Genomic DNA, 15,676 nt, shown 5'->3' with positions numbered 1-15,676 from the left:
TGTCCATACGTATGAAAAAGATAAAAAGGTCTCTATGAAAAAAATTCTCATTACTCTGGCTGTTATCATCGGTATATTACTCGTTCTATTGATCACGATTCCCCTTTTCTTAAAAGGCAATATTACAGAAATTATAGAAAAACAATCGGCTAAATATTTGAATGCTGACGTACGGATCGAAAAAATTGACCTGAGTATGTTTAAAAGTTTCCCAGCCTTAAATGTAGACGTCAAACAAATAGCTGTAATCGGAAAAGGAGAATTTGCAGGCGATACTCTGGTGCACGCACCGCTTTTAAGAGCTTCCGTAAATCTGATGTCCCTGATCAAAGGAGACGAAATTATCATTCAGCGGATTTTATTGAAAGACGCTCAATTTAAACCTTTGGTTTCCGCAAAAGGACTGCCCAATTGGGACATCCTGATTCGGAAAGAACCGGCTGAAGCAGTTCCCCAGGAAGAGGTTGAAAAGACAAAAGAAGGGACTCATAAAGCCCTTCAAATGAATGACCTCACCGTCGAAAATCTTTCTCTTTCCTATGCAGATCTTCAGACAGCCACCTTTGCAGAGATCGGAAGCATGCAACTGAACTTTTCCGGAAATTTATCCGAAACACGTACTTTACTGGATATTATACTTCATTTAGAGGATATTTCCTTCCGCCAAGGAAATAATGTATGGATCCAGCATACCGATTTAAATTGGGAAGCCAGCATCGCAGCCAATTTAAAAGAAATGGAATTTGACATACAAAAAAATAATTTGTCTGTCAACGACCTCCAACTGGACCTTACCGGGAAAATCAGTAAACCCGGTGACCGCATCGGAATGGACATACAACTGAATGCTCCGGACACCCGCTTCGAGAATCTGTTGGCACTTCTGCCCAAACAATACCAGGAATACCTGAAAGGGATAAAAACTGCCGGAGATTTTACCTTAAAAGCCCGTGCAAAAGGAGAATATTACACCGATCATCTCCCTTTATTGGATATTCAGTTTGCCGTCAATAACGGAGAAATCAAATACCCACAACTTTCCCAATCCCTCCATCAGATCAATATGCAGTTGCATATTACCAATCCGGGAGGACCTGCAGATTCTACCCTATTCGATTTGAATCAGCTTTCTTTCTCTATAGGAGGCAATCCGTTTACCATGCATTTATCAATCGCCGGACTGGAAGATCCCCGTTTACAGGGAGGGGCGAAAGGAGTAATTGACTTTAGCCGGTTAAAGCAAGCTTTACCTCTGGGAGACATCAGTCTTCAGGGAATCGTGACAACCGACCTGGCTTTTAATGGTAAATACAGTTTTATTGAACAAAAAAAATACGAGAAATTTACGACAAAAGGCAGTATTCTGTTAAATAATATTCTTTTTATCAATTCGGAATTTCCGGAAGGAATTTCTATTCCAAACGGTACGATTGTTATTACACCGGCCAGTTTGGAATTAAATAATTTCCGGGCTAAAATTTATTCTTCCGATTTTTCCCTGAAAGGAAATTTGTCAAATTATATTCCTTATCTTCTCAAAAATGAAACCTTAAAAGGAAATTTCCTTCTTACTTCCGACCGGGTAAATTTAAATAAATTCGTCCGTCCGATCCATCAAGCTTCCGATACGACAACTTCTGAACAGGAAAAAGAAGAAACTATCGGACAAGCTCCCCAGATTCCTCATAATCTGGACATACAATTAAATACCAACATAAAAACGCTACTCATCGACCGGCTGACGGTTCAAAATCTGAAAGGTAAAATCCGGTTGGCCCAGTCGGCTGCGATGCTAAATAATCTGAGTATGGATCTTTTAAAAGGCCAACTGGCGATGAGCGGAGAATACAATACCCGACACCAGGCTTTGCCCCGTTTCGATCTTCAGCTGAAAGTGACGGATTTCGATATACGGGAAGCCTATAATTCTTTCTCTTTTATTAAAAAGAGTATTCCTATCGCCATGAATTGTAGCGGAAAAATATCCTCCAATCTGCAACTGTCCGGAGGATTGAACTATCGGGATATGTCCTTGTTGATGAATACCGTCAACGGAGAGGGAGATATTCTTTCAAAAGGTATTTTAGTCACCGATAATCCGGGCATGAAAAACCTGGCTTCCATATTGAAAAATGAAGAGCTAAGTCGGCTCAGCATCAGTTCTCTCCATATCTTCTTTAAAATAAATAACGGAAATATTACCATAGAGCCTTTTAAAACCACACTGGCCGGAAATCCGGTCACTATCTCCGGAACTCAATCTGTAAACGGAAATATTGATTATACCTTGTCGATGAATGTCGACCGAAAATATTTTGGGAAAGATATTGAAAATCTATTACAAGCCATCCCCGGAAGCGGGAACATTAAAAGTCTGGATATCGATGCCAAAATCACAGGTACTCTGGAAAAACCGGAAGTAAAACCCGATTTGACCAAAGCCATCAACGCCGTAAGAAAGGCTGCAGAAAAAGACCTGAAAAATAAAGCATTAAAAGGATTCGAAAAATTGTTCAAGTAAGCCTCATACGTCAAGTCAAAAGTGTCTTTAAATTCTTTCCGGGAGAAAAACAGTTTTCTTCCGGAAAGAAAGGAAGGTTTTTAGTGATAAAGAGAAACTTCTGATTACTAAATAGAGAATTCAGGGAGATAGAGACATATCTTTCCGCAATGCAAAAAGTCATTTTTCAGCGAGAAAAATTTTCTAAACAAAAAAGATTTATTTATCAAAGCCGGGACGCCGAAAAGAAGTAGCTTGGGGAAAACAAAGTTTTATCTCGCCTTTTAACTGATTTAATACGACCAACAAATGAGCAATATCTTTTTTCAGGGAAGGACAATAATCCCTCATGCCTTTCCAAGCTCTTTCAGAACGCGCAATACTGATCAGGGCAACTTTGGCCGAGCCATTACACTCCATTTCCCAGGCTTCCGGAGTGAGGAAACTGTCACGGCGGACATACCCATACAAAGCCCGCCGAACCTTAGGCTGTATAATATCCAGATACCAGTTTATCACATCCAGTAGCCGATCAGTAGTCCGGACTTCTTTCCCCTTTTCCAACCATTCTTTTTCGTCCAATATTCCGAATATCGCATCCAGACATTCTTCTGCCAGAGCTTCGTAGATCATACATATCTTGATCATATCGGAATATTCTACAAAAGATTCCGCCTGATCTCCTTCTTCGGATAAAATATCCCCCTCTTCCAAGAAATCAGTCTCCTCATTTTCCAGAGTATATAAATCTTCCACTTCCATTCCCCTCTCTTTGGCTAATTCCTCCAGAAACTCGTATGTGGAATCGAAAAACAGTTTTAAAAACTCCCAGACATTCTCATTTTTATCAAACACTCCTTCCTCAAAATTCCCATTTTTCTTCTCCTCCACCTTCTTTTCCATAACAAAACTCAAACACCTGGATTTTAAACGACATTTTTCGCACCAATGGTCACAAAAATTGTAAATTCCCGGAATAAAGCCGGCATTCAATAAATTATCTGATTCCTGTTTTGACACAATAATTATTTTTCCTGGAAACTACCGATTTGTAAGTAAATACACACACATATTTCCAACCTTTGTCTGTATAGAAATTCGATACAAAGATAGTCTATACGAAGAAATTAACCAACAAGAATGCAATTCTTTTCCAAAAACTCCCAAAATTGGAAGTACTTTTCCCGCTTTATTCCCCGGTAATAAATAATTTACAACTTTCTGTTCCGATAAATGAATATATGTCTTTTCTCTTTTTCTTTATTCCCCGGCCTGACGAATGGATAATCCGATTCGCTTCCGTTCCGAATCCACCTGAACAACTTTTACCCGGAGTTGTTGATGCAAGCTGAGCACATCGGCAGGATTAGCCACGTACCGATCGGCTATTTCGGAAATATGTACCAAGCCGTCCTGCTTGACTCCCACATCGACGAAAGCCCCGAAACTGGTTAGATTGGTCACGATGCCCGGCAAGACCATGCCTTCCTTTAAATCTTCAATTTTCGAAATACCTTCTGCAAAACTGAATACTTTTGCCAGGGTGCGGGGATCCCTTCCCGGCTTTTTTAACTCTTCTACAATATCTTTTAATGTCAAAATTCCGGTCTTTTCATCCACATAACGTTCCGCAACAATCCGGCTGCACAACTGTTCATTCCCGATCAGTTGCTGCACCTGTACCCCCATATCCCGGGCCATCTTTTCCACGATATAATAAGATTCTGGATGTACAGCCGAATTATCGAGCGGATTCCGGGCATTCTCTATGCGTAGAAAACCGGCACATTGCTCAAATGCTTTCGGTCCCATCCGCTTTACCTTTTTCAATTCTTCCCGACTTTTCATTGCTCCATTTTCCCGGATATATTCCACCACATTCTCTGCCAATGTAGGTCCCAAGCCTGAAACATAAGTCAACAGATATTTCCCCGCCGTATTCACATTAACCCCTACCTTATTTACACAAGATTCGACCACTTGATCCAAAGCTTCTTTCAATTTCCCCTGATCCACATCGTGCTGATATTGCCCCACTCCGATCGACTTAGGATCAATTTTTACCAGCTCTGCCAAAGGATCCATGAGACGCCTTCCAATAGAGACAGCTCCACGTACGGTAACGTCATAGTTCGGAAATTCTTCCCGGGCAATTTTAGAAGCAGAATAGACAGAAGCCCCGCTTTCACTCACCACAAATATCTGTACTTTCCGGTCGTAACGTAAATTCTGTATAAACCGTTCCGTCTCTCGTCCGGCCGTCCCATTCCCAATCGCAATTGCTTCAATCTCGTAAGTAGCCACCATATTCGCCACTTTAGCCGCGGCTTGTTTGTATTCGTTCTGGGGTGGATGAGGATAAATATTTTCGTTGTGAACCAGCTTGCCAGTTTCATCCAGGCAAACCACCTTACAACCGGTTCTAAACCCCGGATCTATCGCCAACACCCGCTTATTGCCAAGCGGAGAGGCCAGTAATAACTGGCGTAGATTTTCCGCAAATACCCGGATCGCTTCTGTGTCCGCTTTTTGTTTGGCAAGAGACATATATTCAGCTTCAATCGAAGGAAATAACAACCGTTTATAAGCATCCTTTACCGCCATACGAACCTGAGAAGTGCATTCATTATTCCCTTTTACAACTATTTTTTCTATCCCCTCCAAAGCTTTTTCCTCTTCTATCTCCAGATTTACCTTTAAAAATCCTTCTGCTTCCCCGCGGCGGATAGCCAACATCCGATGAGAAGGACATTGTTTCAGGGATTCCCGATAATCAAAATAATCGGTATATTTCTCTCCTTCTTTTTCTTTCCCCTTTATTCCCTTAGCGCGCACGAATGCTTCTCTTTCGATCAACCGGCGGATCCGGTTGCGGGCCACTTCATTTTCATTGATCCACTCGGCTATAATATCCCGGGCTCCTTGTAAAGCTTCCTCTTCGCTCTCCACTTCCCCTTTGACAAAACGGGCGGCCTTATCCCCAACATCCCCTGCCTCCTGCCGCATCAAAATGACAGCCAACGGCTCCAAACCTTTTAACCGGGCTTTAGCTGCCCGGGTTTGTTTTTTCGGTTTAAAAGGAAGATAAAGATCTTCCAGTAGACGTGATTCTTCACATTCCAGAATCTGTCTCTCCAATTCAGCCGTGAGTTTTCCCTGTTCCCGAATACTCTCCAATACAGAAGTTTTTCGTTTTTCCAATTCCTGAAACTGGGTATATAAGGTTTTAATTTCTGCAATCCGGACCTCGTCCATATTTCCGGTCATTTCCTTCCGGTAACGTGCAATAAACGGAACGGTAGCTCCATCTTCCAACAACTGAAGCAAATTCCGAATAAAACGGATGTCCCCGTTCACCCGCCCGGCAATAAAATCTACCGATTTTTTACAATACTCTGCCATGCCCATTATTTTTCCCTTGTTATAAAATAAGTCTTCCTTTAAAAGCTATCCGTTCATTTGTCAAAACAAAACCGCAGCCCCTTGTTTCATTTTCTCCGTTCAAATGCCGGGATTTCCTTCCCAAAACAAATATCCTTTCAAAATCGAAAACAAATATACAAGTTCTGGCATTTAATGACTATCTTTACAGTCCGATATTTAAAAAGGCAAGTGAAATTTACATGATTCAAGTAAAAAAAATAAAGAAAAGTTACGGTCCTTTGCAAGTACTCAAAGGGGTGGATTTAACCATAGGGGAAAAAGAAATTGTCACTATTGTCGGAGCCAGTGGGGCGGGAAAGAGTACTCTTTTGCACATTATCGGTACGCTCGACTCTCCCGATAGCGGTGAATTGTGGTTTGAGAACACCAACATAGCTACTTTCTCACCTAACAAACTGGCAGCTTTCCGCAACAACAACATCGGCTTTGTCTTTCAATTTCACCATTTATTACCTGAATTTACCGCTCTTGAAAATGTTTGTATGCCGGCTTGGATCAAAGGGAAAAGTGGAAAAGAAGCGGAAAAGAAAGCCATCACTTTGCTGGAATTAATGGGGTTAAAAGAACGGATCAGTCACAAACCGAACGAATTGTCGGGAGGTGAACAGCAAAGGGTATCCGTCGCCAGAGCCCTTGTCAACGATCCGAAAATAATTTTAGCCGACGAGCCTTCCGGAAATTTGGATACCCTTACCAAAAACGAATTGCACCGGCTCTTTTTCACCTTGAGGGAGGAACTGGGGCAGACCTTTGTCATTGTCACGCATGATACGGGACTGGCAGAAATGTCTGACCGGCAAATACATTTAAAAGACGGAAAAATTATAGCCTAGGAAAAAGAATACATAAAACCCGGCAATAACTATAATTTTATTAAATTTTAGCTTTTAAATTTTAGTTTTCCTCTTATCTTTGCATGATTTAATTTAAGAAATACACATATAAACATCCATAAAGTCAGATTGAAAGGCGGGATGTAAACTTTTAAAATACAATTTAATGAAGTATTCAAACGATTTTGATAAAGTAAGTTACAGCTTGGGCTTAAGTATTGCCAGCAATCTGATTTCATCAGGAGTAAAAACACTGAATGCAGAAGCCTTCAACGATGGTTTGGCGACTGTTTTCGAAGGGCGTATGCCAGAAATAAATCCGGACGAAGCCAATAAAATTTTACAGAATTTTTTCGAAGGCCTCCAGAAAGAGCAAGGAAATGCTGCTAAGGAAGCTGGAAATAAGTTTTTAGAAGAGAACAAAAAACAAGAAGGAGTAATTACTCTTCCCAGTGGACTCCAGTATAAGATATTGAAAAACGGGAACGGACCGAAACCCAAAGCTTCGGATACCGTAAAATGCCATTATGAAGGCCGTTTAATCAACGGTGCTATTTTCGATTCTTCCATTCGGAGAGGGGAACCGGCAGAATTCCCGGTAAGCGGGGTAATTGCGGGATGGGTAGAAGCCTTACAGCTGATGAATACCGGTTCGAAATGGCAACTGTATATTCCTTCGGAATTAGCTTATGGCAGCCATGGTGCAGGCCAGAGTATCGGACCGAATGAAACGCTTATTTTTGATGTAGAACTATTGGATATCGTATAATTATAAATTCTAAACAATGAAAACAAAAAATTTATTCTTGTTCCTTTGTGCCGGTGCCTTGATGATGACCGGTTGTAACAGCGGATCTCTCAACACCACTACTCCTGTTTTAAAAACGGCCAGTGATACGGCTTCTTATTATTTAGGATACCTTCAAGGTTCAGGTGTAAGCCAATTCAAGATGAAGGACTTCAATATGCAGTCTTTCGTAGCAGGTATGAATACCGGTATCGAGAAAAAAGAGATAAAAGCCAGCAATATGGAAATGCAAATGTTCCTGAACAATTATTTCCAGAGCTTACAAATGAAACTAGCAGAAGATAATAAGAAAGAAAGTGAAGAATATCTGGCTAAAAAAGCAAAAGAATCCGGTGTTGACACTTTAGGTAATGGTATTCTTTACAAAGTGGAAAAAGAAGGAAACGGACCGAAACCGACTGCTACGGATATGGTAAAAGTACATTACAAAGGTACCTTACCCGATGGAACTGTTTTTGATTCTTCATTGGAAAGAAAAGAACCGGCAGAATTTGCATTAAACCACGTCATCCCGGGCTGGTCAAAAGCGTTACAAAATATGCCTGTAGGTTCCAAATGGATTATCTATTTACCTGCCGATGAAGCCTATGGTTCTAGAGGAAACCGGGGTATCGGCCCGAATCAGGCATTGACTTTTGAAGTTGAATTATTGGATATTGTTACTCCGGAAGTACCAGAAGGAACTCCTAACCAGAACAAAAAATAATTGACAACTAAACGGATATACAGAGCTTGGGGCGATCACTCCAGGCTCTGTTTTATTAAACATGCATCATTTACAATTTTATGAATTACGAAATTAGCGGGAAACTCATTTTTAAAGAAGAAACCCAGCACATCAGCGAAAGATTTCAGAAAAGAGAATTCGTTATTGAGGTAGAAAACGAAAAAAATCCCCAATGGAACGATTTTGTAAAAATCCAATTGATCCAAGACCGTTGCGATCTTTTAGAAAACATAGAACTGAACGAAAGTATAAAAGTATATTTTAACGTAAGGGGACGGAAATGGGAAAATAAAGGTCAAATTTCCTATTTTACGAATCTGGAAGGTTGGCGGATCGAAAAAATCCAACCTCAAACTCCGGAAAATATGCCTATTCCGGAATACCGTGTAGAAGACATTCCCCCTATGCCGGAAGCTGACGACCTCCCTTTCTGACAGACGGTTCAAATGTTTAAAAGGATTAATGTCTTTGTGAAAAAATGCCATTAGTCCTTTGAACATTTAATATTTAAACAACCGCATTCATCTTATTCCTCTGCTTTCAAACGGATTTCCTCTTCTCCGATATCAATAATACCTTGACGGTAAAGAGCTCCGATCGCTTTTTTATAATTCTTTTTACTGCATCCGAACAACTTATAAATAATTTCGGGAGCTGTTTTATCGGATACGTCCAAAATCCCTCCGTTGTCTTCCATTTTCTCTATTATCTTCCGGCCAAGAGCGTCTATTCCCACATACCCGTCAGGCTGCAAGCGCACATCGATCTTTCCATCCGGCCGGACTTCCTTAATATAACCCTTCAATTTCTGTCCGATCCGTATGGGTTGAAAGATTTCATTCCGGTATATCAATCCCCAATGAGCCTGATTAATAATCACACTGAACCCCAGATCTGAAGGGCGGGCTATCAATAAATCCACTTCTTCGCCGATCTCATAAGTAACGGGCGTTTTATCCAGATATTTCTCTATTTTGGAAGTAGCCACAATCCGATCTGTCTCTTCATCCACATAAGCATACACCAGATAAGAATTTCCTTCCATCATCTTTGTCCTTTGTTCCCGGAAAGGCACTAATAAATCTTTACGCAACCCCCAGTCCAAAAAAGCCCCGACACTACTACTAGCCACGACTTTCATATAGGCAAACTCTCCAACCGTAACCAAGGGGGTCTCAGTCGTAGCAATGATCCGATCCTCCGAATCGAAATAAATAAACACCTTCAATTCATCCTCCGGAAAACAATTTTCAGGTACATACTCTTTCGGTAAAAGGATTTCTCCTCTCTCTTCCCCATCCAGATACACACCGAAATCTACGGCCTTCACAACAGTCAAAGTATTGTATTTTCCTATTTCTATCATAATTCTATTTTGGGTCAAAGATAGTGCAAACAGAGAGTAAAGACAAATTTAAATGTCCGAATGTAAAATAGTAAAGATCAGAAAAAATAAGAGGGAAAATCATCGGAAGCCAAAGGAAATAAAAAGGTGACAAGAGAACCCTTCTCCTGTCACCTCAAATTCTGCAAACCGACAAATTATTTAAAAGCTTTCTCCGATAATCCCGGTCCGTTCAATTTCAACTTATCAAAATATTCCGGTACAGGACGTCCCATCAGTTTATCGACGTACATTTTGGCAATATACTGTGAAAGCATAAACCCGTGTCCGCGCATTCCGACAAATAATCCTAATTCCGGATCGACTATGTAACGCGGTTCCGTATAATAACCGGCCCAGACAGCTTGTATCCCCACTCCGGCCAAATCCGGTATCCATTCCACAAACATTTCGCTGACAATTTCCAGAAAAGCCTTGGTATTCAACTTGAGGTTCTTATCGATACGCATGGCGTCCAGTTTCGGAGAAGCGCAGCCGATAATCTGCCCGGTATAAGCAATCTGTTGTCCATAGACAGCAGAAAAACCTTTGTAGTCCTGACGGTCAATCAACATATCCAGATTGGCCCCGTTTTTCCCGAGCATAGGCAAACGGCGGGTGATAAAAGCCTGATGCCTTACAGGATAAAGACCTGCGTCTATTCCCATACTATCGCAAAGTTTCCCGGCCCCGCTTCCCAAGGCATTCACAAAATGTTCTGTCCGGTATTCTATATACTGCTTATCGTGGGTCGATACCAATACACTGGTATATTTTCCATCTCTTACAGCCTCAATCACCCGGCAATCCTCCATAACGGTCCCACCGGCGGCAATTCCGATGTTCCGGATCAGGTCCACGACTTTTCCCGGAGTAGCCTGCCAGCATTCATCAGAAATCAAAGCAGCCAGATATTTTTTAGATTTCGAATTAAAATAAGGAGAAATTTCTTCCCGGAACTGCTTGGGAGCAACCATCTCCGCTTTCGACCAAGCCTTACTTGCCTCCAAGGCTTTATAAGTTTCTTCATCGTGAGCGAAATTCACATATTTGATGGGTCGGTAATCGATATTGGACAAATATTGTAACTCTTTAAATATCGAATGATTACGGGCCGCTATCTCCGCTAATTCGGGTAAGGAAAAAGCCGTACGTCCCCCGCCGATATTGCGCCAGGAAGAACCTCTATCCGCATTTACCAGAACAGGATTCATACCGGCCTCTGCCATGTAACGGAACAATGAACTCCCGGCCATACCTCCACCGGCAATAAGGGCTCCTACTTCAATTTTCTTAAACCCATCCCGGTTGGCAACCCTATAGACATCACCTTTCTTAGCCGGATGCAATTCTCCCAGACTGAGCTGATTGGAAAGGGGAGCCCGGGGAGTCGCATCTCCCGTCAGCTCAATTCCCCTACTCCTCAATGCCTGACGCAAACGGGGAATACAGCGTTTCCCCCGGCAAGGTCCCATGCCCAAATGCGTCGTATGCTTAATTTCATCTATAGAAATAAAGGAACGATCTCCTATCACCTGCAATACTTCCTCCAATTTCACATCATCGCAATGACAAATATACGTCTCTCCCTTTTCGTCCCGGAGCAACGGTTTTAGATCCAAAGGTTCCGGATAATTAGATTTTACGATAAATCCTCTTACCAAGGTCAGCTCTTCCCCGTGTATCGTCAAAGCTCTTACACGGGCTACATTGGTTTTATTCGGCTTCCGTAATATTTTTTCCAATACGCCCTCTCCCAGTTTCTCTCCGTTGTTATTGACCAAGTATACTTCCTGTCCTTCCTGCGCTTCATATTCTATAGGCAAAAACAGCATATCTTTTTTGATGTGATAACCAAAAATAGCCAGACCCGGGCATTGGTAAACACATTCCATACAACCGATACATTTATCATAATGCACCGTCGGTACGGCAGAGGTAGAAGACTTTGTGATTGCTCCGTGAGGACAGGCAAAAGAACAGGGATTACAAGCAAATCCATATAAACAGTCGGCTTGTACAAAGCCCCGGGCCAACATCCGTTCCGGATCGGGCAAATTCGGCTCATCTAAAATTTTCTCCGGATGTTGTTGAGAATCGATATATTCTTTGGACAATAAAAGATAATCATCATAATTTATATTTACTCCCAGTTCCATCATAATTTGCATAGCGGTATGCCTTCCTTTCAACACGGCGCTCGTCCCTTCCCCGATACGGATAGCATCCCCCGCTGCAAAACATTTTCCTCCAAATACTTCTTTTCCTTTCGTAAGCAATTGGTTATCCGGTATAAGTCCCGTACATATATTAATGACATCTATCCCTTCAATAATTTTTTCAGTCCCCGGCACCGGTTTAAAATTCTCACAACGGGCAATCACGGCTCCTACAATGCCATCGCAGGTTTTATTGGGAATAGCTTTCAGCAAAATATAAGACGTCATCACCGGAATAGCCAAACGACGCACCCGGTTTGCTTGCACCGGGAAACCGCCTTCCCGGGGCATTGCTTCAATGATAGCTTTCACCTTGGCGCCTGCCTGCATCAGCTGGTAAGAAGTCAGGTAACCTATATTCCCAGCCCCCACAGTCAGCACATTTTTCCCCAGCAATGTCATCTCATTATTCATCATTTTCTGTACCACGGCCGCTGTATAAACTCCCGGCAAATCGTCATTTTCAAAAGCCGGCATAAAAGGTACAGCCCCGGTAGCCACTACCAGATAATCGGCATCGACAAAGAATACCTCTTCTGTAGAAATATTCTTTACGGCAACCCTCTTCCCTTCCAGTAAATCCCATACCACGCAATTCAGATAAATCCCGTCTGCATTTTCTCCGGCCAATGTTTTAGCAATGTCAAATCCCCGCATTCCTCCAAACCGCTTCTCTTTCTCAAAGAAAAAGAATTGATGGGTTTGCATCGTAAATTGACCGCCAATTTTATCGTTGCTGTCGATCACAATATTATCTACGCCATGCTTATTGAATTCTTCCCGAACGGCTAAACCTGCCGGACCCGCTCCGATGATCACCACCCTCGTCCGCAAGATCTGTTTCTTTTCCGGAACGACAGTGGATTTTTCCTTCGGCATACACTTCTCTGAAATCTCCTCCACTTCTTTTATGCCATCCACTTTGGTGATACATATACGCCGGATTTTCCCGTCTACCAACATCTCACAGGCACCGCATTTTCCGATGCCACATTCCAGCGACCGTTCCCGTCCGTCCAAACTGTGGCTGTGTACAGGATAACCTGCCCGATGCAAAGCTGCAGCAATGGTATACCCACTCTCCGCTTCAATTTTTTTCCCGTTATATAAAAAAACGACTTTATCCCTGACCGGGACATCCAATATAGGGTGATTTTCAATTTTAGACATGGTTTCTCAATGATTTTGATTATTTAGCAGGGTAAACCTAATCTAAAAAAATAAAAAAAAAGCTGACTTTCGTCAACTTTTCTATCCGATTTAAAACATCCGACCCGAAAATTTCTGTTACAAGCTTTTTCCCTATAGTCCACCCTTGAAAAATAAAACCCGAAAGTCAGGAAACCTTCTTTGCAATTTCTGTTATTTCCGAAGGCTCCTCTTCACATTTCTCAAACACGAAATAACCTTCTATCCCTTGTTCATCCATACTTATTCCTTTGATAGTTACCTTGTCTACCAATATGCCAAACCAGTTATCCAATTTATATTCAATCTTATGTTCAGAGTAGATCACATCGAATTCACGGGCTTGTATACGGACTTTAAGTCCCTCTATTTCTCCGCTTAAAAATTCCTGAATCATAGAAGTACCGTCTCCTTCGGTTTTATCTGTAAAAATAATTCTGCCGGAAAGTTTATTCTTCTCTTGTTGCAATACAACTTCTCCTTCTGCCACTCCATATCCATAATTTTCCCGATATTTCCACTTTCCCGTAAGCTTCATTCTAAATCCCATTATATTGCAATTACAATTCCTGCTCCTTTTCCTCTAAACGCTTTGCTTCCTCCCAATAAGCTTCCATTTCCTCCAATTCCATCTCATTTAACTTTTTCCCTGCAATACCGGCTTTTTCCTCCACATAAGCAAAACGATTGATAAATTTATGATTTGTCTTCTCTAAGGCATTTTCCGGATTGATACCATACAAGCGGGCCGCATTGATCACGGCAAACAAAAAATCGCCCAATTCCGTTTCCATTTTTTCGGTATCACCTTTTCGCAGTTCTGCTTCAAATTCCCCCAATTCCTCTTTCACCTTCTCCCATACATCCTCCTTCTTTTTCCAGTCAAACCCGGCTCCCCTCACTTTATCCTGAATACGATAGGCTTTCACCAAAGCCGGCAAAGAAACCGGCACACCTTCCAATACCTTGTGTTTCCGACCTTTCTCTTTTAACTTCAGTTGTTCCCAATTCTGCAAAACATCTTTTTCATCCTTCACCCGTACATCTCCATAAATATGCGGATGGCGGTAGCGCAATTTCTCACAAATACCCCTCAAGACGTCCGCCATATCGAAATCTCCCTGTTCTTCTGCCAGGCTGGCATAAAATACCATATGCATCATTAAATCTCCCAGCTCTTTCTTCACTTCTGGCAAATCTTTCTCCAGAATAGCATCTCCCAATTCATACACTTCTTCAATGGTGAGGCTTCTCAAAGATTCGAATGTCTGTTTCTTATCCCAGGGACATTGTTTCCTCAAGGTTTCTATAACTTCCAAAAGTTCGGCAAAAGCTTCTTTTTTCTCCTTTAAATGATTCATATATTTCTAACTTTTTCAATGAACAACGGAAACAAAACGTCATGCTACATGTTCTGATTATTTTCAGCCCTATAACACACATAAAATTCCCTTTCTCTCAACATTCTCCAAAAATTGACGTTTAAGCAAAAAGGATTAAAAACTTTAATCCCCCAATGAACTAACCTTAATCGTTTTTTATTAATTTGCACCTGCAAAAATAAAGGTTTTATTTGAAGTTTCATGATAGAGAAAAGAATAAGTATCGGAAATATAGATCCCATTGATTTCTATGGCGTTAATAACACTAAATTCAATCTGCTAAAAGACTATTTTCCTAAACTAAAGATCACGGCCCGGGGAGATGAAATTATTATACAAGGAGAAGAAAATGATATTGAAATCCTCTACTCTAAAATTACAGCCTTACTGGAACATTACCACCGTTATAATATGCTCACTGTAGCCAATTTAAAACGGATTCTAATAGAAGACAATGCTATCGAAAATCCGGAAGATATGGAATCTGTGATTCTTTTCGGAAATTCCGGGAAAGCCATACGGGCCCGTACACCCAACCAACGTAAATTGGTCGAATTGGCCCGTACCAACGACCTGCTTTTTGCAACTGGTCCGGCAGGCTCCGGCAAAACGTACACCGCCATTGCACTCGCAGTAAAAGCTCTCCGCAACCGGGAAGTCCGCCGAATTATCCTCAGTCGCCCCGCCGTAGAAGCCGGCGAAAGTTTGGGCTTTCTTCCGGGGGATATGAAAGAGAAAGTAGATCCTTACCTACAGCCCTTATACGATGCGCTGTCGGATATGATTCCACCTAAAAAACTGGAAGATTATCTCGAAACCGATGTCATACAGATCGCACCCCTGGCTTATATGCGCGGCAGAACGCTGAACGATGCATTCGTCATATTGGACGAAGCCCAAAACACCACCCGCAACCAGTTGAAAATGTTTCTCACCCGGATGGGCGTAAGTGCTAAATTTGTGGTTACCGGGGACATGAGCCAGATTGATTTACCCAAACGAACCGAATCGGGCTTAATACACGCTTTCAAAATCCTTCACAGCATCAAAGGTATTGCTTTTGTTGAATTCGATTCCGGGGATATCATCCGTCACCGCCTCGTAAAAGACATCGTCAAGGCTTATGAAGAAAAAGAGGAAAAAAAAGGGGAAAATCACCACGAAAAACAAGAGGACCGATAAACAACAGAA

12 protein-coding genes are annotated in these 15,676 nt (G+C 41.7%); 6 read left to right on the top strand and 6 right to left on the bottom strand.

Annotated elements, in window-relative coordinates:
* Positions 1 to 34 precede the first annotated feature (34 nt).
* Positions 35 to 2,521 (top strand): AsmA-like C-terminal region-containing protein, encoded by a 2,487-nt coding sequence (locus HMPREF9449_RS02375; protein WP_009135630.1) that lies wholly within the window; start codon positions 35 to 37, stop codon positions 2,519 to 2,521.
* A 198-nt stretch (positions 2,522 to 2,719) separates the two neighbouring features.
* On the opposite strand, the gene HMPREF9449_RS02370 is transcribed toward HMPREF9449_RS02375, so the two are convergent.
* Together HMPREF9449_RS02370 and HMPREF9449_RS02365 are read right to left on the bottom strand one after the other, a co-directional pair.
* Complete coding sequence (locus tag HMPREF9449_RS02370) at positions 2,720 to 3,520, bottom strand: hypothetical protein (protein WP_009135629.1); 801 nt, start codon at positions 3,518 to 3,520, stop codon at positions 2,720 to 2,722.
* 240 nt (positions 3,521 to 3,760) lie between these two features.
* Positions 3,761 to 5,902 carry a Tex family protein gene (locus HMPREF9449_RS02365; RefSeq protein ID WP_009135628.1) on the bottom strand — a complete coding sequence of 714 codons (2,142 nt, stop codon included), beginning with the start codon at positions 5,900 to 5,902 and terminating at the stop codon, positions 3,761 to 3,763.
* Between the two features lie 221 nt (positions 5,903 to 6,123).
* Between HMPREF9449_RS02365 and HMPREF9449_RS02360 the strand changes: the two genes are divergently transcribed.
* From HMPREF9449_RS02360 to HMPREF9449_RS02345, 4 genes are all read left to right on the top strand, one after another.
* Positions 6,124 to 6,777, top strand: coding sequence for an ABC transporter ATP-binding protein (locus tag HMPREF9449_RS02360; protein ID WP_009135627.1), 654 nt, complete (start codon positions 6,124 to 6,126; stop codon positions 6,775 to 6,777).
* A 166-nt stretch (positions 6,778 to 6,943) separates the two neighbouring features.
* Positions 6,944 to 7,546, top strand: a complete 603-nt coding sequence (locus HMPREF9449_RS02355) for an FKBP-type peptidyl-prolyl cis-trans isomerase (protein WP_009135626.1) — start codon at positions 6,944 to 6,946, stop codon at positions 7,544 to 7,546.
* A gap of 16 nt (positions 7,547 to 7,562) precedes the next feature.
* Positions 7,563 to 8,291 (top strand): FKBP-type peptidyl-prolyl cis-trans isomerase, encoded by a 729-nt coding sequence (locus HMPREF9449_RS02350; protein WP_009135625.1) that lies wholly within the window; start codon positions 7,563 to 7,565, stop codon positions 8,289 to 8,291.
* Positions 8,292 to 8,371: 80 nt separating this feature from the next.
* Complete coding sequence (locus tag HMPREF9449_RS02345) at positions 8,372 to 8,746, top strand: DUF3127 domain-containing protein (protein ID WP_009135624.1); 375 nt, start codon at positions 8,372 to 8,374, stop codon at positions 8,744 to 8,746.
* A 92-nt stretch (positions 8,747 to 8,838) separates the two neighbouring features.
* Here HMPREF9449_RS02345 and HMPREF9449_RS02340 read toward each other — a convergent pair whose 3' ends face one another.
* The 4 genes from HMPREF9449_RS02340 to mazG all read right to left on the bottom strand — a co-directional run bounded on the left by HMPREF9449_RS02340 (position 8,839) and on the right by mazG (position 14,464).
* A complete protein-coding gene (locus HMPREF9449_RS02340; protein ID WP_009135623.1) occupies positions 8,839 to 9,678 on the bottom strand; it encodes a CvfB family protein in 840 nt (279 codons plus the stop codon).
* 176 nt (positions 9,679 to 9,854) lie between these two features.
* The gene (locus tag HMPREF9449_RS02335; protein WP_009135622.1) at positions 9,855 to 13,085 is read right to left on the bottom strand and encodes an FAD-dependent oxidoreductase; all 3,231 of its coding nucleotides are present in this window, start codon (positions 13,083 to 13,085) and stop codon (positions 9,855 to 9,857) included.
* Positions 13,086 to 13,251: 166 nt separating this feature from the next.
* Positions 13,252 to 13,653, bottom strand: a complete 402-nt coding sequence (locus HMPREF9449_RS02330) for a hypothetical protein (RefSeq protein ID WP_229031441.1) — start codon at positions 13,651 to 13,653, stop codon at positions 13,252 to 13,254.
* A 10-nt stretch (positions 13,654 to 13,663) separates the two neighbouring features.
* Positions 13,664 to 14,464, bottom strand: coding sequence for a nucleoside triphosphate pyrophosphohydrolase (mazG, locus tag HMPREF9449_RS02325; protein WP_009135620.1), 801 nt, complete (start codon positions 14,462 to 14,464; stop codon positions 13,664 to 13,666).
* A 222-nt stretch (positions 14,465 to 14,686) separates the two neighbouring features.
* Between mazG and HMPREF9449_RS02320 the strand changes: the two genes are divergently transcribed.
* Complete coding sequence (locus HMPREF9449_RS02320; protein ID WP_009135619.1) at positions 14,687 to 15,667, top strand: PhoH family protein; 981 nt, start codon at positions 14,687 to 14,689, stop codon at positions 15,665 to 15,667.
* Positions 15,668 to 15,676 lie beyond the last annotated feature (9 nt).

Source organism: Odoribacter laneus YIT 12061 (assembly GCF_000243215.1).
Lineage (GTDB): Bacteria > Bacteroidota > Bacteroidia > Bacteroidales > Marinifilaceae > Culturomica > Culturomica lanea.
The sequence above is the reverse complement of the archived record's forward strand: the minus strand, read 5'-3'. Positions and strand labels throughout refer to the sequence as shown.

Excerpts from the sequence above, each read along its gene's own strand:
- HMPREF9449_RS02375 (WP_009135630.1), top strand. The coding sequence starts at position 35 with ATGAAAAAAATTCTCATTACTCTGGCTGTTATCATCGGTATATTACTC.
- HMPREF9449_RS02365 (WP_009135628.1), bottom strand. The coding sequence starts at position 5,902 with ATGGCAGAGTATTGTAAAAAATCGGTAGATTTTATTGCCGGGCGGGTG.
- HMPREF9449_RS02360 (WP_009135627.1), top strand. The coding sequence starts at position 6,124 with ATGATTCAAGTAAAAAAAATAAAGAAAAGTTACGGTCCTTTGCAAGTA.
- HMPREF9449_RS02355 (WP_009135626.1), top strand. The coding sequence starts at position 6,944 with ATGAAGTATTCAAACGATTTTGATAAAGTAAGTTACAGCTTGGGCTTA.
- HMPREF9449_RS02350 (WP_009135625.1), top strand. The coding sequence starts at position 7,563 with ATGAAAACAAAAAATTTATTCTTGTTCCTTTGTGCCGGTGCCTTGATG.
- HMPREF9449_RS02345 (WP_009135624.1), top strand. The coding sequence starts at position 8,372 with ATGAATTACGAAATTAGCGGGAAACTCATTTTTAAAGAAGAAACCCAG.
- HMPREF9449_RS02340 (WP_009135623.1), bottom strand. The coding sequence starts at position 9,678 with ATGATAGAAATAGGAAAATACAATACTTTGACTGTTGTGAAGGCCGTA.
- HMPREF9449_RS02335 (WP_009135622.1), bottom strand. The coding sequence starts at position 13,085 with ATGTCTAAAATTGAAAATCACCCTATATTGGATGTCCCGGTCAGGGAT.
- HMPREF9449_RS02330 (WP_229031441.1), bottom strand. The coding sequence starts at position 13,653 with ATGGGATTTAGAATGAAGCTTACGGGAAAGTGGAAATATCGGGAAAAT.
- mazG (WP_009135620.1), bottom strand. The coding sequence starts at position 14,464 with ATGAATCATTTAAAGGAGAAAAAAGAAGCTTTTGCCGAACTTTTGGAA.
- HMPREF9449_RS02320 (WP_009135619.1), top strand. The coding sequence starts at position 14,687 with ATGATAGAGAAAAGAATAAGTATCGGAAATATAGATCCCATTGATTTC.